At 66.8% G+C, this 23,033-nt stretch carries 21 protein-coding genes; 10 read left to right on the top strand and 11 right to left on the bottom strand.

Going from position 1 to position 23,033, the window contains the following annotated elements; translation table 11 throughout:
* Window positions 1-45: 45 nt before the first annotated feature.
* Window positions 46-2,034 (bottom strand): DNA topoisomerase IV subunit B, encoded by a 1,989-nt coding sequence (gene parE, locus ACCD06_RS08740; RefSeq protein WP_109155534.1) that lies wholly within the window; start codon window positions 2,032-2,034, stop codon window positions 46-48.
* 108 nt (window positions 2,035-2,142) lie between these two features.
* On the opposite strand from parE, the gene ACCD06_RS08735 reads away from it, so the two are divergent.
* Window positions 2,143-2,538, top strand: coding sequence for an acyl-CoA thioesterase (locus ACCD06_RS08735; RefSeq protein WP_085089201.1), 396 nt, complete (start codon window positions 2,143-2,145; stop codon window positions 2,536-2,538).
* 119 nt (window positions 2,539-2,657) lie between these two features.
* Here the strand turns inward: ACCD06_RS08735 and ACCD06_RS08730 are convergent, their stop codons facing one another.
* Genes ACCD06_RS08730 through ACCD06_RS08720 form a run of 3 tightly spaced genes read right to left on the bottom strand, consistent with a single transcriptional unit; the run spans window position 2,658 to window position 5,364 of the window.
* Window positions 2,658-3,701: an ABC transporter substrate-binding protein gene (locus ACCD06_RS08730; protein WP_413340106.1), complete on the bottom strand. Its 1,044-nt coding sequence runs from the start codon at window positions 3,699-3,701 to the stop codon at window positions 2,658-2,660.
* A gap of 35 nt (window positions 3,702-3,736) precedes the next feature.
* Entirely contained in the window at window positions 3,737-4,537 is an 801-nt protein-coding gene (locus tag ACCD06_RS08725) for an ABC transporter permease (protein WP_109155532.1), read from the bottom strand.
* Window positions 4,538-4,542: 5 nt separating this feature from the next.
* Window positions 4,543-5,364 (bottom strand): ABC transporter ATP-binding protein, encoded by an 822-nt coding sequence (locus ACCD06_RS08720; protein ID WP_109151415.1) that lies wholly within the window; start codon window positions 5,362-5,364, stop codon window positions 4,543-4,545.
* A gap of 251 nt (window positions 5,365-5,615) precedes the next feature.
* On the opposite strand from ACCD06_RS08720, the gene ftsH reads away from it, so the two are divergent.
* The 4 genes from ftsH (at window position 5,616) to ACCD06_RS08700 (ending at window position 10,834) form a co-directional block, all read left to right on the top strand.
* Window positions 5,616-7,397 (top strand): ATP-dependent zinc metalloprotease FtsH, encoded by a 1,782-nt coding sequence (gene ftsH / locus ACCD06_RS08715; protein WP_413340103.1) that lies wholly within the window; start codon window positions 5,616-5,618, stop codon window positions 7,395-7,397.
* A 129-nt stretch (window positions 7,398-7,526) separates the two neighbouring features.
* Window positions 7,527-8,315 carry a substrate-binding periplasmic protein gene (locus ACCD06_RS08710; RefSeq protein WP_413340101.1) on the top strand — a complete coding sequence of 263 codons (789 nt, stop codon included), beginning with the start codon at window positions 7,527-7,529 and terminating at the stop codon, window positions 8,313-8,315.
* Window positions 8,312-9,910: a SpoIIE family protein phosphatase gene (locus tag ACCD06_RS08705; RefSeq protein ID WP_413340099.1), complete on the top strand. Its 1,599-nt coding sequence runs from the start codon at window positions 8,312-8,314 to the stop codon at window positions 9,908-9,910. The genes ACCD06_RS08710 and ACCD06_RS08705 overlap by 4 nt, the downstream gene beginning before the upstream one ends.
* Before the next feature lie 165 nt (window positions 9,911-10,075).
* Complete coding sequence (locus ACCD06_RS08700) at window positions 10,076-10,834, top strand: response regulator transcription factor (protein ID WP_109155528.1); 759 nt, start codon at window positions 10,076-10,078, stop codon at window positions 10,832-10,834.
* Between the two features lies 1 nt (window position 10,835).
* Here ACCD06_RS08700 and ACCD06_RS08695 read toward each other — a convergent pair whose 3' ends face one another.
* The 4 genes from ACCD06_RS08695 to ACCD06_RS08680 all read right to left on the bottom strand — a co-directional run bounded on the left by ACCD06_RS08695 (window position 10,836) and on the right by ACCD06_RS08680 (window position 14,718).
* Window positions 10,836-11,885 (bottom strand): sensor histidine kinase, encoded by a 1,050-nt coding sequence (locus tag ACCD06_RS08695; RefSeq protein ID WP_109155527.1) that lies wholly within the window; start codon window positions 11,883-11,885, stop codon window positions 10,836-10,838.
* Window positions 11,882-12,280: a DUF1987 domain-containing protein gene (locus ACCD06_RS08690; protein ID WP_413340096.1), complete on the bottom strand. Its 399-nt coding sequence runs from the start codon at window positions 12,278-12,280 to the stop codon at window positions 11,882-11,884. The genes ACCD06_RS08695 and ACCD06_RS08690 overlap by 4 nt, the downstream gene beginning before the upstream one ends.
* Window positions 12,281-12,303: 23 nt before the next feature.
* A complete protein-coding gene (locus ACCD06_RS08685) occupies window positions 12,304-12,876 on the bottom strand; it encodes a SiaB family protein kinase (RefSeq protein ID WP_247871602.1) in 573 nt (190 codons plus the stop codon).
* A gap of 81 nt (window positions 12,877-12,957) precedes the next feature.
* A complete protein-coding gene (locus ACCD06_RS08680) occupies window positions 12,958-14,718 on the bottom strand; it encodes a DUF3369 domain-containing protein (RefSeq protein ID WP_413340094.1) in 1,761 nt (586 codons plus the stop codon).
* Between the two features lie 481 nt (window positions 14,719-15,199).
* On the opposite strand from ACCD06_RS08680, the gene ACCD06_RS08675 reads away from it, so the two are divergent.
* On the top strand, window positions 15,200-16,894 hold the full coding sequence (locus ACCD06_RS08675) for a sensor histidine kinase (protein WP_413340092.1): 1,695 nt from the start codon (window positions 15,200-15,202) through the stop codon (window positions 16,892-16,894).
* Here ACCD06_RS08675 and hisE read toward each other — a convergent pair.
* The gene (gene hisE, locus ACCD06_RS08670; protein ID WP_413340090.1) at window positions 16,891-17,331 is read right to left on the bottom strand and encodes a phosphoribosyl-ATP diphosphatase; all 441 of its coding nucleotides are present in this window, start codon (window positions 17,329-17,331) and stop codon (window positions 16,891-16,893) included. The two genes, ACCD06_RS08675 and hisE, sit on opposite strands and share 4 nt — an antisense overlap.
* A 260-nt stretch (window positions 17,332-17,591) precedes the next feature.
* On the opposite strand from hisE, the gene ACCD06_RS08665 reads away from it, so the two are divergent.
* On the top strand, window positions 17,592-17,786 hold the full coding sequence (locus ACCD06_RS08665; protein ID WP_247870680.1) for a hypothetical protein: 195 nt from the start codon (window positions 17,592-17,594) through the stop codon (window positions 17,784-17,786).
* A 42-nt stretch (window positions 17,787-17,828) separates the two neighbouring features.
* Entirely contained in the window at window positions 17,829-18,026 is a 198-nt protein-coding gene (locus ACCD06_RS08660) for a hypothetical protein (protein ID WP_413340088.1), read from the top strand.
* A gap of 111 nt (window positions 18,027-18,137) precedes the next feature.
* On the opposite strand, the gene ACCD06_RS08655 is transcribed toward ACCD06_RS08660, so the two are convergent.
* Entirely contained in the window at window positions 18,138-18,884 is a 747-nt protein-coding gene (locus ACCD06_RS08655) for a Crp/Fnr family transcriptional regulator (protein WP_413340086.1), read from the bottom strand.
* A gap of 203 nt (window positions 18,885-19,087) precedes the next feature.
* Here ACCD06_RS08655 and ACCD06_RS08650 point away from each other — a divergent pair, with 203 nt between their 5' ends.
* Both ACCD06_RS08650 and ACCD06_RS08645 read left to right on the top strand, forming a co-directional pair.
* Window positions 19,088-19,489, top strand: a complete 402-nt coding sequence (locus ACCD06_RS08650) for a hypothetical protein (protein WP_109074447.1) — start codon at window positions 19,088-19,090, stop codon at window positions 19,487-19,489.
* Window positions 19,490-19,571: 82 nt separating this feature from the next.
* A complete protein-coding gene (locus ACCD06_RS08645; RefSeq protein WP_247871597.1) occupies window positions 19,572-20,408 on the top strand; it encodes a DUF502 domain-containing protein in 837 nt (278 codons plus the stop codon).
* On the opposite strand, the gene recG is transcribed toward ACCD06_RS08645, so the two are convergent.
* Complete coding sequence (gene recG, locus ACCD06_RS08640) at window positions 20,360-22,441, bottom strand: ATP-dependent DNA helicase RecG (protein ID WP_413340084.1); 2,082 nt, start codon at window positions 22,439-22,441, stop codon at window positions 20,360-20,362. The genes ACCD06_RS08645 and recG overlap by 49 nt on opposite strands.
* Window positions 22,442-23,033: the final 592 nt, after the last annotated feature.

The following is a 23,033-nucleotide window of genomic DNA, read 5'->3' as shown; positions in this document are numbered from 1 at the left end:
AATGCCTCCGCCGATCTCGCGCCTCTGCGCCTCAGGCCGCCGCCATCACACGTCGATGTCGTCGGCCTTCACGAACTTCGCGTTGTCCTGGATGAACTTGAAGCGCAGTTCCGGCCGCTTGCCCATCAGGTCTTCCACCAGCGATCGGGTACGCTCGCATTCCGGCTTTTCCTCCGGATCCGCGGCATTGGGCACGACCACGCGCAGGAGGGAGCGCTTGGACGGATCCATCGTCGTGTCGCGCAGCTGGGCCGGCATCATCTCGCCCAGGCCCTTGAAGCGGCTGATGTCGGGCTTCTTGCCCTTGAACATCTTCGACAGCAGCTCGTCCTTGTGGGCGTCGTCGCGGGCGTAGACCTGCTTGTTGCCGTGGCTGAGACGGTAGAGCGGCGGCAGGGCGAGGTAGAGGTGGCCCTCCTGAATCAGGCCCGGCATTTCGCGGTAGAAGAAGGTCATCAGCAGCGACGCGATGTGGGCGCCGTCGACATCGGCGTCGGTCATGATGATGACCCGCTCATAGCGCAGCTTGTCGGTCGAGAAGTCCTTGCCGATGCCGCAGCCGAGCGCCTGGGTCAGGTCGTTCAGCTCCTGATTGGCCTTCATCTTGTCGACCGACGCGCTGGCGACGTTCAGGATCTTGCCGCGCAGCGGCAGGATGGCCTGAGTCTCGCGCTGGCGCGCCTGCTTGGCGGAGCCGCCGGCCGAGTCGCCCTCCACCAGGAACAGCTCGGTGCCCTCCGGGGAGTTGCGCGAGCAGTCGGCCAGCTTGCCGGGCAGGCGCAGGCGGCGGGTGGCCGACTTGCGCGTCATTTCCTTGGACTGCTTGCGGCGCGCCCGCTCCTCGGCCTTCTCGATCAGGCGTTCCAGCAGGCCGTTGGCGCTCTGCGGGTCGCCGGAGAGCCAATGGTCGAAATGGTCCTTCACCGCGGTCTCGACGAGGCGCTGCGCCTCCGCCGTCACCAGCTTTTCCTTGGTCTGGCCCTGGAAATGCGGCTCGCGGATGAAGACCGACAGCAGGACGCAGGCGTCGCCCATCACGTCGTCGGCGGTGACCTGTCCGGCGCGCTTGTTGTTCGTCAGCTCGCCATAGGCCTTCAGGCCGCGGGTCAGCGCGGTGCGCAGGCCAGCCTCGTGCGTGCCGCCCTGCGGGGTCGGCACGGTGTTGCAGTAGGTGTGCGAGAAGCCCTCGTCATCGTCGGGCCACGCAACCGCCCACTCCACCCGGCCCTGGCCGTTGGGGAAGTCGAGCGCGCCGGCGAAGGGCGCCCGCGTCAGCGTCTTGCGGTCCTTCAGCGCGGCGTTCAGGTAATCCTGAAGCCCGCCGGGGAAATGCAGGGTCTCCGAAGCGGGCGTGGTGGCGTCGACCGACAGCAGGGTCGGATCGCAGCTCCAGCGGATTTCGACGCCGCGGAAGAGATAGGCCTTGGAGCGCGCCAGCCGGTACAGCCGGTGCGGTTCAAAGTGAGCGGTCTCGCCGAAGATTTCCGGGTCGGCGTGGAAGCGGATGGTGGTGCCGCGCCGGTTGACGTTGCCGCGATGGGCCAGCGGCCCCTGTGGCAGGCCGCGGCTGTATTCCTGAACGTAGAGCTGCTTTTCGCGGGCGATTTCAACGGTCAGCCGGTCCGACAGGGCGTTCACCACCGACAGGCCGACGCCGTGCAGGCCGCCCGAGGTCTGGTAGACCTTATTGGAGAATTTGCCGCCGGAGTGCAGCGTGGTCATGATGACCTCCAGCGCCGACTTGCCCGGATATTTCGGGTGGTCGTCGATGGGGATGCCGCGCCCGTTGTCGCGGACCATCACCGTGTAGTCGGCGGTCAGCTCCAGGTCGATCCGGCTGGCATGACCGGCCACCGCCTCGTCCATGGCGTTGTCCAGGACCTCGGCCACCAGATGGTGCAGCGCACGGTCGTCGGTGCCGCCGATATACATGCCCGGTCGGCGCCGGACAGGCTCCAGCCCCTCCAGAACCTCGATGTCCTGGGCGGAATAGCTGTCGGCCTTGGGGGCCGTGTTCTCGAAAAGATCGCTCATGACGGGATGATAGGAATTTCGTCAGGGGTGCGCAAGCGCGTCCTGGGCCGTTTATAGTGCGGTGCCACAGGCTTTGGGGCAGGAATTTTTCGTGACGCCGGAGGAAGCATGAGCGCAGCGGACACATACGACTTCGACAATGGCCCTGCCCTGCGGGCCATCGCGATGCCGGCGGACACCAATCCGAACGGCGACATCTTCGGCGGCTGGCTGCTGGCGCAGATGGATTTGGCCGGCGGGACGGTGGCGGTGCGGCGCAGCCATGGCCGCGTCGCCACGGTCGGGATCGAGGCGATGACCTTCCACAAGCCGGTCTTCGTCGGCGACGAGGTCAGTTGCTTCGCCCGCATCGAGAAGGTCGGCCGCACGTCGCTGCGCGTCCGCATCGAGACCTGGGTGCGGCGCGAACGCTCCGGCTCCGACCCGATCAAGGTGACGGAGGGCGTGTTCACCTATGTCGCCATCGGCGAGGACCGCAAGCCGCGCGAAGTGCCGCCGGAGTGAGGGGGTCCCGGTCCTTGAGCCGTTCGCTTTCGTCCGGTCCGGCTGGCGGCGCAGCATAGAAAAGGGCGCGACATCCTGCCGCGCCCTTTTCTATGGATATTCTCAAGCGGCCGTCAGGCTCACTTCTGCAGGCGCTTCAGGGAATCCTCGACGAACTGGTTGGTGTAGGTCTTGGACAGGTCGATGTTGGCCGACGCCACCGCCGGGTCGAAGGCCTTCAGCACCTTCAGCGCGGCCTCGGCGCCGTCCTGGGTGAAGCGGCCGTCGGGCGAATAGGTCGGCTTGGAATGCTCGAAAGCCTTGGCGTAGAGATTCTGGTTTCCCAGGAAATACTCCTGCGGCAGCACCTTCAGCACATCCTCGGTGCTGGCCTTGTTCAGCCACAGCATGGTGCGGACGAAGACGTCGGTCAGCGCCTGGGTGGTCTTCGGGTTCTCCTTCACGAAATCCGGCTTGGCGTAGAGCACGGCGGCCGGATAGGGGCCGCCATAGACCTCCATGGTGCCCTTGGCGGTCCGGGTGTCGGCCAGCACGGTGATGTCGCCATCGGCCTCGGCCTGGCTGATGACCGGGTCGAGGTTGACGATGGCGTCGATCTCCCCGCGCTTGATCGCGGCGATGGCGCTGGGGCCGCCGCCGACGCCGATGACCGACACGTCCTCCGGCTTCATGCCCAGAGAAGTCAGGACATAGTTCAGCATGAAGTTGGTGGAGGAGCCGGGGGCGGTCACGCCGACCTTCTTGCCCTTCAGGTCCTTCACCGACTTGACGGTGCCGGCCTTGTTGACGGCGGCCAGCACGATACCGGGATAGCGGCCGAGCTGCGTCACCGCGACGATGGGCTGGCCCTTGGCCTGCATCTGGATGGTGTGGTCGTAGGCGCCGGTGACGACGTCGGCCGAGCCGCCGATCAGGGCCTGCAGGCTCTTGGCGCCGCCGCCGAAGTCGCTGATCTCGACATTCAGTCCGACATCCTTGAAGTAGCCCAGCCGCTCGGCCAGCGTCAGCGGCAGGTAATAGAGCAGCGGCTTGCCGCCGACCGCGATCTTGATGTCGGTCTTTTCGAGCTTGTCCTGCGCCGCGGCCAGTCCGGCGGTTCCCAACGCCAATGTTCCCATGGACAGGGCGACCGCAGCGGCCGCGATCAGCGATTTGAATTTCATTGGTTTCCTCCCTTTTTGAATTTCCCTGTGGGATTTCAGTGCTGCCCGCCGCTGGTATCCTGCGGGCGCCAGTGCAGAAGCCGCTTTTCGATCATGGTGACGGCGGTGTCGATCAGGACGACGAAGATCGTCAGCACCAGCATGCCGGAGAAGACGCCGACGGTGTCGAACACGCCCTCCGCCTGATGGATGCGGTAGCCCAGCCCGGCGGCGGAGCCCAGATACTCGCCCACCACCGCACCCACCATGGCGAAGCCGACGGCGGTGTGCAGCGAGGAGAAGACCCAGGACAGGGCCGAGGGCAGATAGACGTGGCGGAACAGGTCGCGGGAGCTGGCGCCCAGCATGCGGGCGTTGGCCAGGACCACCGGGCTGACCTCCTTCACGCCCTGATAGACGTTGAAGAAGACGATGAAGAAGACCAGCGTCACCCCCAGCGCCACCTTCGACCAGATGCCGAGCCCGAGCCACAGCGCGAAGATCGGCGCCAGCACCACGCGGGGCAGCGCGTTGGCCGCCTTGATGTAGGGGTCGAAGACGATGGAGACCAACGGCGCGCGGGCGAACCAGAAGCCGAAGGCGATGCCCGCCACCGTGCCGATGACGAAGGCCAGCGCCGTTTCCAGCAGCGTGATGCCGAGATGGTACCAGATGACGCCCGAGGCGAAATCGGCCCAGGTGCGGGCCAGCACCGCTCCCGGCGTGCCGAAGAAGAAGGGGCTGAGGATTTTGGTGTCGGTCAGGACATGCCAGATCAGGAAGAAGGCGATCAGGACGCCCAACTGAAGCAGCAGGATGACCGGACGGCTGGGCAGGCGTTTGGCGTGGGATCTCATATTCGTCACCGCAGCTTGGTCTGGGCGTAGCCCTTCAGCACCTCGTCGCGCAGCTGCGACCAGATTTCCTGGTGCAATGCTAGGAAGCGCGGAGTCATGCGGATTTCCGCCACGTCGCGCGGACGGTCCAGATCGATGCGGTATTCGCCGATCAGCCGCGCCCCCGGCCCGGCGGACAACACCAGCACCCGGTCGGACATGGCGATCGCTTCCTCCAGGTCGTGAGTGATGAAGACCACCGACTTGCGGTCCGCCGCCCACAGGTCGAGCAGCTCGTTCTCCATCATCTGGCGGGTCTGGACGTCGAGCGCCGAGAAGGGTTCGTCCATCAGGATGATCTTGGGATCGACGATCAGCGTCTGGGCCAGCGCAACGCGCTTGCGCATGCCGCCGGAGAGCTGGTGCGGGAAACGGTCGCCGAATCCCTCCAGCCCGACGCGGGACAGCCAGGGCCGCGCGCGGTCCCGCGCTTCGGACTTCGAGACGCCGCGGAATTCCAGTCCGGCGGCGACATTGTCGAGCGCCGATTTCCACGGCATCAGCGCCTCGGCCTGGAACATGTAGCCGGCCTTGGGATTGATGCCGGTCACCGGCTGCCCAAAGGACAGCGCGCGGCCCTCGCTGGGCTTCAGCAGGCCGGCGGCGACGTTGAGCATCGTCGATTTGCCGCTGCCGGTCGGGCCGACGATCGACACGAACTCCCCATCGGCGACGGTGAAGCTGGCGCCCTGTACGGCGGTGTAGGAACGTCCCCGGCCGTCGGGTGAGGGAAAGGTGCAGGTCACGCCTTCCAGCTGGAGGGCGGGCGCCGCGGCGGCCTCGGCCATGTCGGTGTGGTCCTTGTTGTTCGGGCGATGCGCTTTGGTTAGAGAGCCATACTGTCCGAACTGAGGCCTATCGGCAACCGATTGAGATCTCCGTGGAATCCGAAAGGAGCCATTCCGCAAACGCACCGCTTACGGTGTCAAAGAAGGGACGCGGGCCCTTATCGGTTGCCGCGGCGGCCCGCCGTCCAGCATCAATGCTTCCATCAATGGCATAGATCGAAAGCCAGTCCTTTTTCCTTCGCGGAGCCGATATGCCCACGCTGCCGAAACGCCCGTTGATCGCACTTGCCGTCCTGGCCGCCCTGCTCGCCGCGTGGCTCGGTTTCGCCGCCTGGTACGATCACCACCAGCGGGCGGACGAGCAGCCGGCCAGCTACAGCGCGCTGATCGAGCAGGCGGGCCGTGGGGAGATCAGCTCCATCACCTTCGCCAACGGCACCGGCCATGCGGTCGCCGCCGACGGCAGCCGATATCGCGTGGTCATGCCGGTCACCGACGATCTGCTGAAGGAATTGCGCGCCCACACGGTCGCCATCTCCTTCGAAGAGGGCCCCGGCGGGCTGATGGCGAAGACAGTGGGCGTGCTGGATCGCGCCGCGCCCTTCGTGGTGGTGGCCCTGCTGATCGGCGGGCTGATGATGAGCGGCGGGCAGTTCTTCGGCATGGGCCGCGCCACCCGCGTGCGGCCGGAGGACACCAACACGGTGTTCGCCGACGTGGCCGGTGTGGACGAGGCGAAGGAGGAACTGCGCGAGACGGTGCAATTCCTGAAGGACCCGCGCCGCTTCGCCATGGCCGGCGCCCGCGTGCCGAAGGGCATCCTGCTGGTCGGTCCGCCCGGCACCGGCAAGACCATGCTGGCCAAGGCGGCGGCGGGCGAGGCCGGCGTGCCGTTCTTCGCCGCGTCGGGGTCGGATTTCGTCGAGATGTTCGTCGGTCTGGGCGCGGCGCGCGTGCGCAGCCTTTTCAAGACCGCCCGCGCCAATGCCCCCTGCATCCTGTTCATCGACGAGATCGACGCGCTGGCCGGCAAGCGCGGCGAATCGACCAGCCATTCCGAGCGCGAGCAGACGCTGAACCAGCTTCTGGTGGAGATGGACGGCATCGTCGAAGGTGGCGAGGTGGTGGTGATCGCCGCCACCAACCGGTCGGAGATGCTGGACCCCGCCGTGCTGCGCCCCGGCCGCTTCGACCGCCACATCCATGTCAGCCTGCCCGACGTGGCGGGGCGGGAAGCCATCCTGGGCGTCCATGCCGGCCGCTTGACGCTGGCCCCCGACGTCTGCGCGCGGACCGTGGCGCGCGGCACGCCGGGCTTCTCCGGCGCGGAACTCGCCAACCTCACCAACGAGGCGGCGCTGTCGGCGGCGCGCCAGGGCCGCGTCGTCGTCACCATGGCGGACTATGAAGCCGCCAAGGACCGCGTGCTGATGGGAACGGAACGCCGCAGCCTCGCCCTGACGGCACACGAGCGGCGGCTGATCGCGGTGCATGAAGCCGGCCACGCGCTGGTGTCCTTGCGCTGCCCGCAGGCCGACCCGATCCACAAGGCCACCATCATCCCGCGCGGCGGCGCGCTGGGCATGGTGGTGCGGCTGCCGGAGGGCGACCGGGTCTCGGTTTCGCGCGCCAAGCTGATGGCCGACATCGCCGTCGCCATGGCCGGCCGCGCGGCGGAGGAGATGGCTTTCGGTCCCGAACACGTCACCACCGGGGCCGAGGCCGACTTCCGCGCCGCCACCGATCTGGCCCGCCGCATGGTCACCGCCTGGGGCATGAGCGAGGAGATCGGCTTTGTCGCCCATGCGGCGGCGGAACCGGGTGCGCGGTCGGAACGGACGGCCTGGCGCATCGACGAGGAGGTTCGCCGCCTCACCGACGAAGGCATGGAGCATGCCCGCCGCCTGCTGCGCACCAACCGCGACGCACTGGACGGGATCGCCCAGGCCCTGCTGGAGCGTGAGACCCTGAGCGGCCACGAGATCGCCGAACTGGCCGATCGCGAGCAGGAGCGCGCCACCGAGGCGGCCTGAGGCCGGGCACGGACAGTCCGGCACTATCCGGGGTGCTGCCCTGATAGGGGAATGTCCCGCATTGCGGCATGGGTGCATACGGGGGTAGACTGACCCTTACGCGAATAGGGGTTACAGGAGAGGGGCGCGATGACGGGGCCGCTATCCCGACGCAGGGTTTTAAGGACCGCGCTGCCTCTTCTTTCCGCCCTGCCCTTCCTGGTCTCCCGGCCGGCGGCGGCGCACCAGACCCCCACTGTCATCCGAGTCGGCGCCTATGAATTTCCGCCCTATGTCGACGAATCGGGCGGCGGCGTCACGCGCGACCTGCTGGACCTGTTCAACGCCGCGCAGGATGAATTCCGGTTCGACATGGTGAGGACCGCTCCGCAGCGGCGCTATGACGATCTGGAACAGGGGCGGTTCGACATGATCGCCTTTGAGTGCCGCAACTGGGGCTGGCAGGATCGTCCGGTCGATGCCTCCCGTCCTTTCCTTCGCGATGCGGAGGTGTTCGTCGCCAGGGCGGCGCCGGGAATAGACCAGCATTATTTCGACGATCTGAGCGGCAAGTCGATTCTCGGGCGGCTGGGCTATCACTACGCCTTCGCTAACTTCGAGGCCGATCCTAAGCGGCTGGAACAGCGCCATCACACCCGTGTCACGGTGACGCATGAGGGCAATGTCCGCAGCGTCGTCGCCGGCCGGGCCGACCTCGCCATCGTCACCCGCTCCTTCCTGACCCGCTTCCTGCAGCGCGAGCCGGACCTGGCCCGGCAGGTCCTGGTGTCCGAGCGCACCGACCAGATTTACGAGCACACCATCCTGACGCGGCGCGACCGCAAGATCACCGCCGGCTGGCTCGATGCGCTGCTGGACCGGCTGGAGGCGGACGGACGGCTGGAGACCCTGTGGCGGCGCAGCGGAATCATCGCGTGAGGCGGCGATCCTCCCTGCTGGCGCGGGTGGCCGGGGCCATCCTGCTGACGACGGCGAGCATCGGTGCCGCCGTCATGCTGCTGTCCGAGCAGATCGTCGAGGGGCAGCGCCACCAGGATCTGCTGCACCGGGCGGAACTGGTCGCCGCCACCCAGGCCGACGCGCTGAGCGGCCCGGTGTGGGAACTCGACAACCGCAGCGCCGAGCGCATGATCGAGGCGCTGACCGTCCGCGATCCGGCCATCCGCTCCATCGCCGTCTTCGAGAGCGACCGCGAGGAACCGCTGGCACGCACCTCGTCGGGAGATATCGGGGACGGCGCCGGTCGAATCACGGTCGAGCGCCCCATCGTCCTGCATGGGCGCGAGGGACGGGTGCAGACGGTCGGGCATCTGCGCATCGTCTATTCGACGGCCGAGGTGCGGCAGGCGACGTTGAACGCGCTGCTTCCGGTGGCCGGGCTGCTGCTGCTGTCGCTGCTGGGGGCGATGGCGGCGCTGGGGCTGACGCTGAACCGCATGGTCCTGCGACCGCTGCGGCGGCTGACCCAGCTGGCCAGCGCCATGGCGCGCGGCGATTATGGCGCCCGCATGGACGCCGGGCGGAGCGACGAGATCGGCGTGCTGGCCGACGGCTTCAACCGGATGGCGGCGACGGTGCAGGACCATACCAGCACCCTGGAAAGTCGGGTCCGCGAACGGACGGAGGCGCTGGCCGCCACCAACCGCGCCATCATGGACAGCATCAATTACGCCCAGCTGATCCAGTCCGCCATCCTGCCGTCGGCCGATGCGCTGTCGGCCGGGCTGACCGAGCATTTCGTGCTGTGGCGCCCGCGCGATGTGGTCAGCGGCGATTTCTATGTCTGCCGCGAGGTGGCGGACGGCTTCGTCGTCGCGGTGGCCGACTGCACCGGCCATGGCGTGCCCGGCGCCTTCATGACGATGACCGCCAGCGCGATGCTGAACAATGCGCTGGACCAGATGGGTGCGGACGATCCGGCGGCGGTGCTGGCCGCGGTCGACCGCAAGGTCCGCGCCGCCCTGCACCAGGAGGGGAAGGCGCGCAGCGGGATGGACTGCTTCGACAATGGTCTTGACCTGGGGCTGTGCCACATCCGTCCGGCCGATGGACGGCTGGTCTTCGCCGGCGCCCGCGTTCCGCTGCTGATGGTGACCGGCGGCGAGGTGACGGAGCTGCGCGGCGATCGCCTGAGCCTGGGCTATCGCCCCACCGCGAGCGGGCCGGCCCCCGAAGACGCCCCGGGCACTGCCCCAGGTACTTCCGAGTCGCCCTTCACCAACCACAGCATCGCACTGCGCCCCGGCCAGACCTTCCTCATCGGCACCGATGGGCTGGTGGACCAGAATGGCGGTGAGCATGGGCGCAGTTTCGGCCGGAGCAGGCTGCGCCAACTGCTGAGCCAGGGCGGCGATGGACCGCTCGACCGGCTGAAGTCCGACCTGGAAAGCTCGTTGGACCGGTTCCAGGGCAACCGCGAGCAGCGGGACGACATCACCCTGTTCGGCTTCCGCGTGCGGCTGACCGACGCAGCCGCCGTTTCCGGCGCCGGATCCAGCCGCTACGCTGCGTAAAACTCCTGACCCCCTCCCTCAAATCTGTTACAGAGATGCTATTTTTTGTGACAGGTTGTGACGGCAACCCGTCGCGAACGGCAGAAGCCTGCCGAGTTTCTTTCAAAATTTAGGCATCCTAGGGTATGCTACACCCGCTGAAGTGGTGATTGGGGAGAGCACGGCATGGCAGGTCCGACGATCGTCGTGGTCGAAGATGAGAATTCCCTGCGGTCCGACATGGTCGAGTATCTGTCGAGCTGCGGATTCGATGCAATCGGCGCACGCGATGGGGCGGAACTGGACCGGCTGCTGCGGAACCGCAACGCCGCCATCATCATCCTGGACGTGAACCTGCCGGACGAGGACGGGTTCAAGATCGCGGCCCGGCTGCGCGACAGCCATGGCGCCGGCATCATCATGGTGACCGCCCGCAGTTCCACCGTCGACCGCGTGGTCGGGCTGGAGATCGGCGCCGACGCCTATCTGGTGAAGCCGGTCGAGCTTCGCGAACTGGAAGCGCAGGTGAAATCGCTGCTGCGCCGCCTGAGCGAGCGCGCCGCGGAAACTGCGATCCAGGCCGCCAACGGGACCGCAGGCGGCGAGGCCGGCGATTCTGCCGACGAGGCGCGCTGGTCGCTGGACCCCACGGAATGGAGCCTGACCAACCCAGCCGGAATCCGCATCAGCCTGACCAGCATGGAGATGAAGCTGACCAGCCTGCTGGCCGCACAGGCCCGCAAGCCGGCGACGCGCGACCAGATCTCGCAGGCGCTCTACAACCGCCGCTGGAACCCGGAAGACCGCTCCATCGACACCGTCGTCGGGCGCCTGCGCCACAAGGTGGAGGGCGCCATCGGCGGCCCGGCCCCGCTCAAGTCGGTGCACGGGGTCGGCTATGTCTTCTCCGCGCCGATCCGGGTGGTGGGCGCCGCGCAGGGGTGAGTCAGTCCGGAAAGCCCTGGCCCGGCGACGCCCGATCGGGCGTGCGGCGGGGGAACAGCAGGGTGAAGCTGGTGCCGCGATCCGGCGCGCTGTCCACGGTGATCGAACCCATCAGCGCACCGACCACCAGATTGTGGACGATGTGCAGCCCCAGCCCGCTGCCGCCGCGACCGCGCCGGGTGGTGAAGAAGGGCTCGAACACTCTGGCGCGATGCTCCTCGATCATGCCGCGCCCATTGTCGGTGAAGCACAGGCGGACGGTGTCGGGATCGGGACAGTCGACCGTGATCGTCATGTCCCCTGCCCGTCCGTCGGCGAACGCATGGGTCAGCGCGTTCATCACCAGATTGGACAGGATCTGCGACAGCACGCCGGGATAGCTGTCCAGTTCCAGGTCGGCCGGGCAGTTCACCGCGACCGCATGGCCCGATGGCCGCAGCTTCGGCTGCAGGCTGACCAGCGTCTCCCGGATGTAGGCGGCGAGGTTGACACGGCGCCGTTCGGCACTGGCACGGTCGACCGCAACCTGCTTGAAGCCGGCGATCAACTGCGCCGCCCGTTCGCAATTGCCGAGGATCAGGTCGGTGGTGTCGGTCGCGGTGGCGAGATAGCGGGCGAACTCCGCCTTGCCAAGCTCGCCTTCGGCGGCCCGCCGGCGCATCACCAGGGTGGCGTCGGCCAGATGCGAGGCGCAGGAAACGGCGATGCCGACCGGCGTGTTGATCTCGTGGGCCACACCGGCGACCAGCGCACCGAGGGAGGCCAGCTTTTCCGACCGGATCATCGCCTCCTGCGCCTCGCGCAGCCTGTCCAGCGCCGCCTCCGCCTCGCTGCGCCGCCGCTCCAACTCGTGGTTGGCGTCGCTCAACTGGGCCTGCAGCCGGTCGCTGACCCGCACGAGGCGCTGCTGCTCCCGCGTGCTGAGTTCGAAGGCGGCGATGAGGTCGCGGAACTCCGGCAGGCAATCGGGCGCCAGCGCGCCCAGCCTCGTCTCCAGCGCGCGAGCCTTGGCGAGCGCCTCCTCCTCCGCGGCGAAGAGGTTGAAGCTCACGGGGCCCCGCCGGCGGGCAACTCCCGCATCTGGAAGACGACATGCCGCAAATCCTCGGCGAAGTCCTCGCCGAGTTCGCGCATCGATTCGTCATTCTCCTCGACGCACCAGGTCACCGTCACCGGCCGCCCGCCCCGGGCCACCGTCTCCAGCATCTGGAAGATGTTCATCAGCGCCTTGGCGCTGGAGCTGTTGAAATAGAGAAGCTCCATGTCGAAACGGATGGCGCCGCCGTCCGGACGGTCGAGAAAGCCGCGCAATGCGTTGAACACCGGACCGAAGAAACCGGCGACGTCGTCCGGGTACGATTCTCCGGTCATGCGTAAATGGCCGACGGAGAAATCGAAAAAGACGCCCGGCGTGCGTCCGGTGGCGGGGATGATCAGGCTGTCCATGTCGTATCGCTCGGTTCGTCCGCTCACACGCGGACCTTGAGGCAGAAGAAGCTGCGGTCCGCGTCCATCGCATCGAAATCATAGTCGATGGGATCGCTGGCCCGCCGTGCGATCTCGATCAGCCCCAGGGTCGCGCCACGGCTGCCGTCGTCCGGCTCCTCTCGAAGCTGTTCGCGGTAATAGGTCTTGATGCCGTCGCGATCCAGACTCTTCAGATGGTCCAGCCGCTCCTTCAGGCGAGGAACCTCGCTGTTGCGCACGGTGTTGCCGCAGACGATGAAGACCTTGCCGCCCTCCATCCCGATGGTGACCATGCCGGCACTGAGTTCCACCGCGCGGCCGGCGCTGCCCGACATCTTTTCCGCGGAATAGCGGATGATGTTCTGCATCTGCTCGACGAAGACCGAGAAGACGCGGCGGATGGTGGGGCCATCGGCCTCCTCCAGCGCCATTTTCTCACGCAGTGCTTCGCCGAGGGAATAAAGTATCCCTTCCGACAAGTATCCGCTGAAAGAGAACACGATCCCCCGCTCGTCGAGATCGCGTTTAATCGACGCATATTGTTGAGCGAGCATGGTTGTGGCCTGAGGTTCCACAGGTGCCTGGAGTTAGCCGACTATGTCATTTCCCTTGGAAAAGGGCCATAGTCTTTCGGGCAGGCGCGACATCAGGCTGCATCACACGGGAAGCACGACCCGGAAGGTCGATCCCTTTCCCAGCGTGCTGTCGACCGCGACGGCGCCGCCATGCAGATGAACGATCTGCTGCACCGTGTGCAGACCGATGCCGGTGCCCGGCACGCCGGACGCGCCCGACCCGCGGAAGAAGCGGTCGAACAGGCGGGGAAGCTCCGGTTCGGGAATGCCGCGGCCATGGTCGGTCACCTCGATCACCGCCATGGCGCCATCGGTATCGCCGTGAAGATGGATCGCTTCGCCCGGACCGGAATATTTGACGGCGTTGTTGACGAGATTGGTCAGGACCAGCGCGATCAGGTTGGCGTCGACCTCCGCCCGCCGCGGCAAACCGGCCAGGGTCATCTGGAATTCACGGTCGGGATAGGCGACGCGGAAAGGCCGGACGACATTGGCGATCAGGTCGGCCAAGTCGACCTCGGCCCGCTCCGGCACGAGGGCGTTGGTCTGCAGCCGCTCGTCGGTCAGATGGGCGTCGATCAGGCCGGTCAGACGCTGCACGCTGCTCCGGATCACCGCCAGCCGTTCCAGCATCTCCGGCTCCACCTGCCCGGCCCGCATCGCCAGCAGCTGCGCCGCGCTGTCGATGATGGCGAGCGGCGTGCGGAATTCGTGGCTGACCATGCCCAGGAACTGGCGCTGCCGGTCGCGGGCGAGCAGTTCGCGCTCCAGCGCCCGCTCCACCCGTTCCTTGGCCAGGATCAGCGCCTTCTGATTGGCGGCCAGTTCCAGCGTGCGCTCCTCCACCCGCTGCTCCAGCGAGTGGTTCAGCGCCACCAGCTCCTCATACAGGCAGACGTTGTCGAAGCCGATGGCGACACGGTTGCAGAACAGCTCCAGCAGGCGGTGCTCGTCCGCGGTGTAGGGCTCCGCCCGTTCAAGCCAGAAGACGGTCACGCCATGCTCGCGCGTGCGGAAGACCAGGACGCAATGGCCGTCGTGATAGAGGTTGCGCTGGGTCAGCAGGGCGTCCGCCACTTCCGCCGCCGCGCCGTTCGACAGGACATCGGCCACCGGCAGCCCGATGCAGCCGGAAAAGACCCCCAATCCCGCCACCACGGCGACCGTCCGGCTGCCGTCGGCGCGGTCGACCGAGCGGCAGGCCAGAACCGCCGGCGTGCTGCCGTGATCGACGACGCGGGCGATCTGCTCCACCAGCCGTTCGACGAAGGCGCGCATCGGCCGCATCTCGAACAGCGGGGCGGAGGCGCTGAGAATCCGTTCCAGCCCCTGCCTGTTGCGCTCGATCGTCACGATGTCGCGCCAAGCGCGCAGCCCGCTGACCAGCGTGGTGAACAGACGCTGCGCGGTCAGCTCGCTCTTGGCCTTGTAGTCGTTGATGTCGTAGCCGACGATGACGTCCCGCTCCGGCGCCTGACCCGGCTGGCCGGTGCGCAGGATGATCCGCATGCGGCGGTTGCCCAATTCCTCCCTGATGTGGCGGACCAGCTTCAGGCCGGCATCCTCCGTCTCCATCACCACGTCGAGGAGGGCGATGGGCAGGTCGGGGCGCTGGGCGAGGACCGCCTTCGCCTCTTCCGCCGACAGGGCGCTCACCACCTCGAACGGGCGTCCGTCGAAGTCGAAGTCGCGCAGCAGCACCGCAGTCATGGCGTGAACCTGGGGATCGTCGTCCACCACCAGGACGGGCCAGGGCGTACCGGACGGCCGTTGAGAACTTGCCACCGTCGCGGCGCCGTCCTCCGGGCCGAACAGCAGTTCGTCGTCCAGCCCCCCGTCCATCCCCGCCATCCGCCGCCCCCGTCACACTATGCGTGATCGCCTATGCCTGCTGCAATGGAACCACCGTACGGTGAAGCTTCCAAGACCGATAAGGCGGATTGCCAGCATTCGTTTCAATTTGTCGCATATGAACGAAGAGTCATGTACGGCAGAGCCAATGCTGTGCAATGATTTATTACGACAGTGCATAGCGCAGTGTCCGGAAAGTAAGAGTGCAAAGCGTCGACGACCACAGCGTCCCTGCCCGGCCGGTGCCGCCATGGCATTCTCGCCTTTTCGATTCACCGGGATGCTCATTTCCAGGGGCATCGAATTCGGGCCGTCTATCGACGCCCAGGATCGAAGCGATACGGAAGATGTCGATCATCCAGAGAATTTGTATGCAGTTTTATCGCGACATGGTTGTTGAGTGACGGGCGTTGACTTTTGCGCTATTCTTGAGCCCTGCCATACCCCTCCGCAAACGGACGACCTCCCCCCGATGACCCCTGCCGGCTTCGAACAGGATGCACATGCCGCAGGACCCCCGGGCACCATCCGTGGTGGACGCAAGGCCGCTTCACCGGCAATTCTGGCGCTGCTGGCGGTGGCCCTCGCCCTTACGGCCGCCCTGCTGGTGTTTGCGGCCTATCAATACCGCAGCCAGGTGATCGACGAGGCGGAGAACCGCAGCGCCGCGATTGCGCGCGTGCTGGAGGAGCATGCAGCCAAGACGCTCGGCATCCATGCCACCACCCTGTCGCACATGGAGTGGATGGTCGATGACCTGGGATGGGACCGGATCGACAGTTCTCCCCTGCTGCACGAACGCCTGAAAGCGATGGCGGCCCAGACGCCGGAAGTGCAATCCTATTGGATCACCGACGAGAGCGGACGCGTCCGCGTCAGCAGCTTCGAATGGCCGATGCGCCCGCTGAACGCGAGCGACCGCGAATATTTCCGCGCTCTTCTGAACCCCGGCAGCGCCATCCACATCGGCCCGCGGCTGACGGGCAAGATCAACTCCGAGATTTTCTTCACCCTCAGCCGCCGGATGGAACTGTCGAACCACCAGTTCCAGGGGGTGGCGCAGATCTCTCTCCTGCCCAGCTATTTCACCGACTTCTACCGTTCGGTCCTGCGAGGGTCGAGCGACGTCATCCTGCTCATGCGCGAAGATGGCGAGGTGCTGGTCCGTACCCCGCAGAACGCCCCTCCCGACCGCGCCGACATCGGACGGTTGCCGGAACTGATCTCGATCCCCGACAGGAACGGCGTTTTCCGCGCGGTGACGCCCTCCGACGGGGTCGAGCGGCTGATGGCCCGTCGCAAGGTACCCGACCTGCCGATCTATGTGGTCTACGGCACCGACGTCGGCTCCATCGAGAGGGCTTGGCGCGACCGGGTGATGCCCTACGCACTGTTCGCGACCCCGGCACTGGGATTGCTTGTCCTGCTGGGCGGCATCGCGCTGCACCGCTCGCGTCAGGCCGCCGAGGCGCAGGAGGCATTGCGCCGCTCAAACGAGGCGCTGGAGGACCGGATCACCGAACGCACCCGGCACCTCGACCAAGCCTTGGCCGACAAGGAGGTGTTGCTGCGCGACATCCATCACCGGGTGAAAAACAATCTGCAGGTGATCCTCAGTCTGCTGGAACTTCAGGCGCAGCGCGCGCCGGAACTGGAGGCGCCCTTCAGCGAGGCGCTGACCCGCATCAACACGATGGGACTGATCCACGAGCAGATCTACCGCGCCACCGGCGTATCGGCGGTCGCGCTCGACAGCTTCATCGAAGCGCTGGCCGGCCATTTGAACAGCTTCCACAGCCGCCCGGGCAGGACCATCACCATCAGGCATCGGGTGGAACCGCTCAGCCTCGACCTCAACCGGGTGGTGCCCTTCGCCCTGATCCTGAATGAAGTGGTGTCGAACGCCTTCAAACACGCCTTCACCGGCCGCTGTACCGGCACCATCGACATCGTGGTGACGGCCGAGAACGGATCGCTGCATCTGACGATCCAGGACGACGGCACCGGCGCCCCCGAGCCGGAGGATCCCTCCACCCCCGGCCGACGGTCGATGGGCATGGACCTGATCCGGGCCTTCGCCCGGCAAATACGCGGCGAGTATCATTTCACCAGGGGCGCCGGCACACGGTTCGATCTGGTCTTCCCGCAGGAGAGCGACGCCGTTTAGCGTTTGCAGCGTTTTGCGGAACCCGGCTTCTGGCCATTGGACGCCACACCGTCGGCGGAGCCATTGGCCGGGGAACTTGCAGGACCGTTCGGCGGTTCTTCGGATTTCGGAAGCTTTTCCGCGATGCCGAAAGCCAGTTCGCGCCGCCGCAGTTCAGCCAGGATCTCGTCGGGGGCGATGTCGAAGTCGGCCAACAGCACGACCAGATTATACAAGAGGTCGGCCGCCTCCATCACCAGTGCGCCGCGGTCGCCGCGCATCGCCTCGATCGCCACCTCGATCGCCTCCTCCCCCACCTTCCGTGCCATGCGGGCTCGGCCCTGCGCCAGCAGCTTTGCCGTGCGCGAGGCTTCAGGGACGGAGGAAGGCTCGCGCCGCAGGGTTTGCACGGCCTCGTGCAGGCTGCGGAGCGGATCGGGACCGATGTATTGAACCATGTCCCTGAAATCGTTTTTCAAACCGGCGCTGTCAAGACGTTGGTTGGTCGACTAAACATTTCACCGGCGCCACCGGACAATCGGAGCGCTTCCGGCGACCGGCAATAATCAGTGATACGGATTGATTTGGTATTCGACCATTGGCTGAAAGAAATCTCTGTATAGCTGTAATTTTTGCAGCAGCCAGCAATGCAAAGGCAGCGTATTTGGCATTGGGTATACCAGTATATAGTCTCCTCAACAGCCCGATGGAGACGACAATGACCACCACCACTTTCCAGCCCGGCACCGACAACCACACTTCGAACGACGCCCTGCACGCCGTCGCCGAATTCCCGGTGGCCTGGTTCGAAGCCACCCCGGCCTATCTGGTCCTTGGCCCGATCGGCGCCTTCCTGCGCGAATGGGCCGCCGCCACCCCGGCCGGCTTCGTCCTGAGCCTGCTGAAGCGCTGACGCCCGGCCACCCCGCGCAACACCAAATCAACGGAGTCGATTATGAGCATCCTCAGCCTTCATCACGGCGACCATGGCGTCCATGGCGACAGCCAGACCCTGCATCCGGTCCGCGATTTCGTTGCCGACTGGCTGGAAGCCACCCCCGCCGCCATCCTGCTGCGTCCGGTCGGTGCGTTCCTGACGGAATGGGTGAAGTCCACCCCGGCGATGATCCTGTTCCAGTCTCTGCATCGCTGATCACAGCGCAAGAATAAGAAAATCTGAGGGTTTGAAAGGCGACCGCGGCACAGCCCAACCATTCGGGCGGCCGCGGCCTTTTCTTTTTTACGGGTCCGCTTTCGGCCTGCCTCAGGCGCCGCCGCGGACATCCTCGACCAGCAACTCCAGCCGCGGAAGGTCGCGCACCACCAGCGCGTCGGAGCGGCGTTCCAGCATCCCGTCGCGGGTCAGGTCGCTCAAGACGCGAGCCACGGTCTCGCGGGTGGTGCTGACGCGTGCGGCAATATCGGAATGGACGGGGATCGGCGTAATGACCGCGGACGAGCCCTGCCGCGATGCGCGCCGGGCAAGGCGCAGCAGTTCAGCATGCACCCGGTTGTTGGCGCCGAGCGTCGACAGTTCCATGATGCGGTCGGTGGCGCCACGCAGCTTGTCGCACAGGCGCAGCATCATCGCCATCGCCAGTTCCGGATGGGCGGTCACCAGGGTCTGGAAGGGCTTCGCCGGCAGGAAGGCGATCAGCGCCCCCTCCTCCAACGCCACCACCGATGCGGAGCGCGGCCGGCCGTCCAGCGCCGACATCTCTCCCACCTGTTCTCCGGCATCGATATCGCTGAAGCTGATCTCGCGCCCGCCGGCCGAGTGGCTGAGCACCCGCACCCGCCCCTCCACCACGAACCCGACGTCACGGGTCTCGGCCCAGTGGTCGATCAGCTGCTCGTCCGGAGCGAAGCGGCGCCAGCGGCATTGGCGTGCCACCGCGGCACGCTGATCGGCGGAAAGCGGACGCAGCAACTCGATGCGGTCCAGCCCGGCGACCGGAGTATCGGCCGGGGTGTCGGGCAGCGCATCGGGCAGACTGTCGGATTTGGTCATTTCAGCCTTCGGCACGGGAAGTTCCGGAGCCGCCCCGGACTGTTTGTTGCGCCAAAGGATAGCGTGACCTGCGCAAAGGTGGAAGGCGCTGTGACCAATGGCCGGTGTCAACCCTCCGTTAACGCCGAACGCGCAGAAGGGAACGACGCCTCGCCGACCCGTCCCCCAACCGCACCCCGTTCATCGTTGCCGGAGCGCCGATCATGACCAGCCCGTTCACCGTGCCCACCGCCCGCCGTGTCGATTCGCAACGGCTGCTGGCGGTCGCCCTGATCCCCTTCGCCGCGGCCATCGCCATGGCGAGCACGGTCGCTGCCACCGGCTTCACCGCCAGCCCTCTGGGCGAGGCGAACAGCACGCTGGGCTTCCTGCTGGATTTCGTGAAGTTCTGCTATCTGGCTGTCGCCATGGCCCATCTGTCCGGCGCCATCGCCGACCGCACCTGCGGCGGCATGGCCGCCGGCCTGTCGATGGACGAATTCGACGCGCCGGAACCGATGTCGCGCGAAGAGTTCTGGCGCGCCTTCCCCAACCATGTCGACGGCGCCGCCATCGCCGGGGCCGTCACCCTCTTGTGCGTGATCGCCGGATCGCTGGTCGGCTGACCCATCACCGCCAAACGGCAGTTGAGAGAGGGCCGCGCTTGCCCCACTATGGCGCGGACAGACGATCGGCGGATGGGCGGGCGTGAGCGGAGATCAGACTGAACCGAAGGTCCCCGGCAAGGGTCAGGTGAAAGCCCAGACGAAGGCCCAGTCGGCAGAGCCGGCGCGGCACCGCCGCGAGGGCATCGGGTTTATGGGGAGGCTGCGCGCCTATTTCCTGGCCGGCATTCTGGTGACCGCCCCCATCGCCATCACCGTCTATATCGCCTGGTGGTTCGTCTCGCTGATCGACGGCTATATCCGGCCGCTGATTCCCAGCACCTACAATCCGGAAAACTACCTGCCCTTCTCGATTCCCGGCATCGGCGTGCTGGTGGTCATCGTCGCCGTCACCCTGATCGGCGCCTTCACCGCCGGCTATGTCGGCCGTCTGGTTCTTGGCGTCGGCGAGGGGGTGGTCGGGCGCATGCCGGTCGTCCGCTCCGTCTATGGCGGGGTGAAGCAGATCTTCGAGACGGTGCTGGCCAAGAAATCCAATGCCTTCCGCGAGGTGGTGGCGATCCAGTATCCGCGCCCCGGCGTGTGGTCGCTGGGCTTCATAACCGGCGCCGCCCATCCGGAGGTGCAATTGCAGCTGTCGGGCGTGGCCGACGATTTCGTCAACGTCTTCATCCCCTGCGCGCCGCCCACCGCCGGCTATCTGGCGATGGTGCCGCGACGCGAGGTGACCGTGCTGAACATGAGCGTCGAAGACGGGCTGAAGCTGGTGATGTCCGGCGGCATCGTCGTCCCGCCCGAGCGGCGCCCGACGCTGGTGGAGCCGCCGGCCGGCCCCGACCAGGACGGCCCCAACCAGGAAGGCGGCGACGATCACCCCGACCGCAAGGTCTTGGCCGCCGCGTCGCGTTCGAACAGGTAGAGCAGGGTCCGCAACGCCTGCCCGCGCGGGCTGGCGAGGTCGGGGTCGCGGTCCACCACCAGCCGGGCATCGTCCCGTGCGACCGCCAGCAGGTCGCCATGCACGGCGAGGTCGGCCATCCGGAAGCCGGGCAGCCCCGACTGGCGGGTGCCCAGCACCTCGCCGGCGCCGCGCAGGCGCAGATCCTCCTCGGCGATGACGAAGCCATCCTCGGTGTCGCGCAGGGTCTTCAGCCGCGCCCGCGCCGTCTCCGTCAGGTTCGAATCGAACATCAGCAGACAGCTCGACGGCTTCTCACCGCGCCCGACGCGACCGCGCAACTGATGGAGTTGGGCGAGACCGAAGCGCTCGGCATGCTCGATCACCATCACGGTCGCCTCGGGCACATTGACGCCGACCTCGATCACCGTGGTGGCGACCAGCACGTCCAGGCTGCCCTCGGCGAAGGCGGCCATCACCGCGTCCTTGTCCGGCCCGCGCATCTTGCCATGGACCAGCCCGACCCGGTCGCCGAAGGTGGCGCGCAGGAAGGCGTGGCGCTCGGTGGCGGCGGCGAGGTCACTCTGTTCCGATTCGTCGACCAGCGGGCAGACCCAATAGACCCGCGCGCCTTCCGACACCTTGCGCTGGATGCCGTGGACCACCTCCTCCAGCCGGTCGAGCGCGATGGTGACGGTCTGCACCGGTTTGCGGCCGGCCGGCTTCTCGGTCAGGCGCGACACGTCCATGTCGCCATAGGCGGTCAGCGTCAGCGTGCGCGGAATCGGAGTGGCGGTCATCACCAGCACATCCACCGCCCGGCCCTTGGCCGACAGCTGCAGGCGCTGATGGACGCCGAAGCGGTGCTGTTCGTCGATCACCGCCAACGCCAGATCCTTGAAGGCGACATCCTCCTGGAACAGGGCGTGGGTGCCGACCAGCAGCGGCAGCTCGCCCGACGCCAGCCGGTCGAGCACGGCCTGACGTGCCTTGCCCTTGTCGCGGCCGGTCAGCAGGCCGATCTCCACGCCGGCGGCCTTGCACAGCGGCGCGAGGCTTTCGGCATGCTGGCGGGCCAGGATCTCGGTGGGGGCCATCAGCGCGGCCTGGGCGCCGGTCTCCACCGCGTTCAGCATCGCCATCAGCGCGACCACGGTCTTGCCGCTGCCGACGTCCCCCTGGAGGAGCCGCAGCATCCGCCGCTCGGCCGCCATGTCGGCGTAGATGTCCTCCAGCGAGGCCTTCTGCGAGCCCGTCAGCGAGAAGGGCAGCGTCGCGAGCGCCGCTTGGCGGAGCCTGCCGTCGCCCTCGGTCGCGCGCCCAGCCAGCCGGCGCTGGCTCGCCCGCACCAGCATCAGCGCCAGCTGGTTCGCCAGCAGCTCGTCATAAGCGAGGCGGCAGCGGATCGGTGCGGTGGCGGCAAGATCGCCCTCGTCCTCCGGCGTGTGGGCGCGCTTCAGCGCCTCGGCCCAGGTCGGCCATTGCCGACGGGCGAGCCATGCCGGGTCCTGCCATTCGTCGAGCGCCGGAATGTCGTTCAGGGCGGCGCGCACCGCCTTGCGCAGGGTCTTGGCCGGCAGGCCGGTGGTCATCGGATAGACCGGCTCCACCAGTTCCAGCTCTTCCTTGGCATCGACCGGGACGACGGCGTCGGGATGGGTGATCTGGGCGGTGTCGTTGAACCACTCCACCTTGCCGGAGACCACCATGGTGGTGCCGGCCGGGATCTGCTTCGACAGCCAGTCGCCACGGACATGGAAATAGACCAGCTCCAACACGCCGGTCTCGTCGGTGCAGCGGATCTTGTAGGGATGGCGCGGGTTCACCGGCGGAGCGTGCGAATCGATGCGCACGGTCAGGGTGGCGATGCGCCCGTGTGGCGCCTGCGCGATCTTCGGCGAAAATCGGCGGTCGACGACGCCGCAGGGCAGATGCCACAGCAGGTCGACGACGTGGGCGCCGGCAAGCTTCTCCACCAGCTTGCCCAGACGGGGGCCGAGGCCGGGGAGTGCCGTGACCGGTTTGAACAGCGGAAACAGGATGGCGGGACGCACGGGCGGGACGCTACCGGGAAAGCCTTCGACGGCTTCCAGAAAGCCGGGTGGACCCAGCCACGTCAAGGCCACTGAACGGCATCTGAGAAAAGAAGGGACGGCGGAGCGCACCCGAGGCCAGGGGCCTATGGTGGGGGGCAACGTCGGCCTTGGATTTGGCCACGGACGCGCTCCGCCGATAGGTACCGTCCGGAGGCAAACGGGAGAACCGGACGGTCATATCCGATGGCAGGGGACCATCGGGAAGAGACACCAGATAAGAAGACGCTCTCGTGACGGGCCGGTGTTTCAGGGGGGCTGGCCCGACCGCGTCACAAGAAGGACAATAGCCCGGCCGCCCTGTCCCCAACCTGACTCATCCATGAAATCCACTTCATGAACTGCAGCCGCCTTTTTGGTTGCAGCGATCGTCAAAATGCCGGTCCACGGCACAATTGCGGGCCGTCGGAGTCGTCGCGCGGGGCCGGTCACTGAAGTTCTTTGGTGGCGGTTAGAGCGGCCGCATGATCCGGTCATCATAGATAGCAGGCAACCAGCGGCTCCCTAGAATCCGAAGTGGTAATTCTTAATCCCTGCCGGAGATATCTGGCAT

Source organism: Azospirillum sp. CT11-132, from assembly GCF_047302835.1.
GTDB lineage: Bacteria > Pseudomonadota > Alphaproteobacteria > Azospirillales > Azospirillaceae > Azospirillum.
This window is presented reverse-complemented; position numbering and strand designations above follow the sequence as displayed.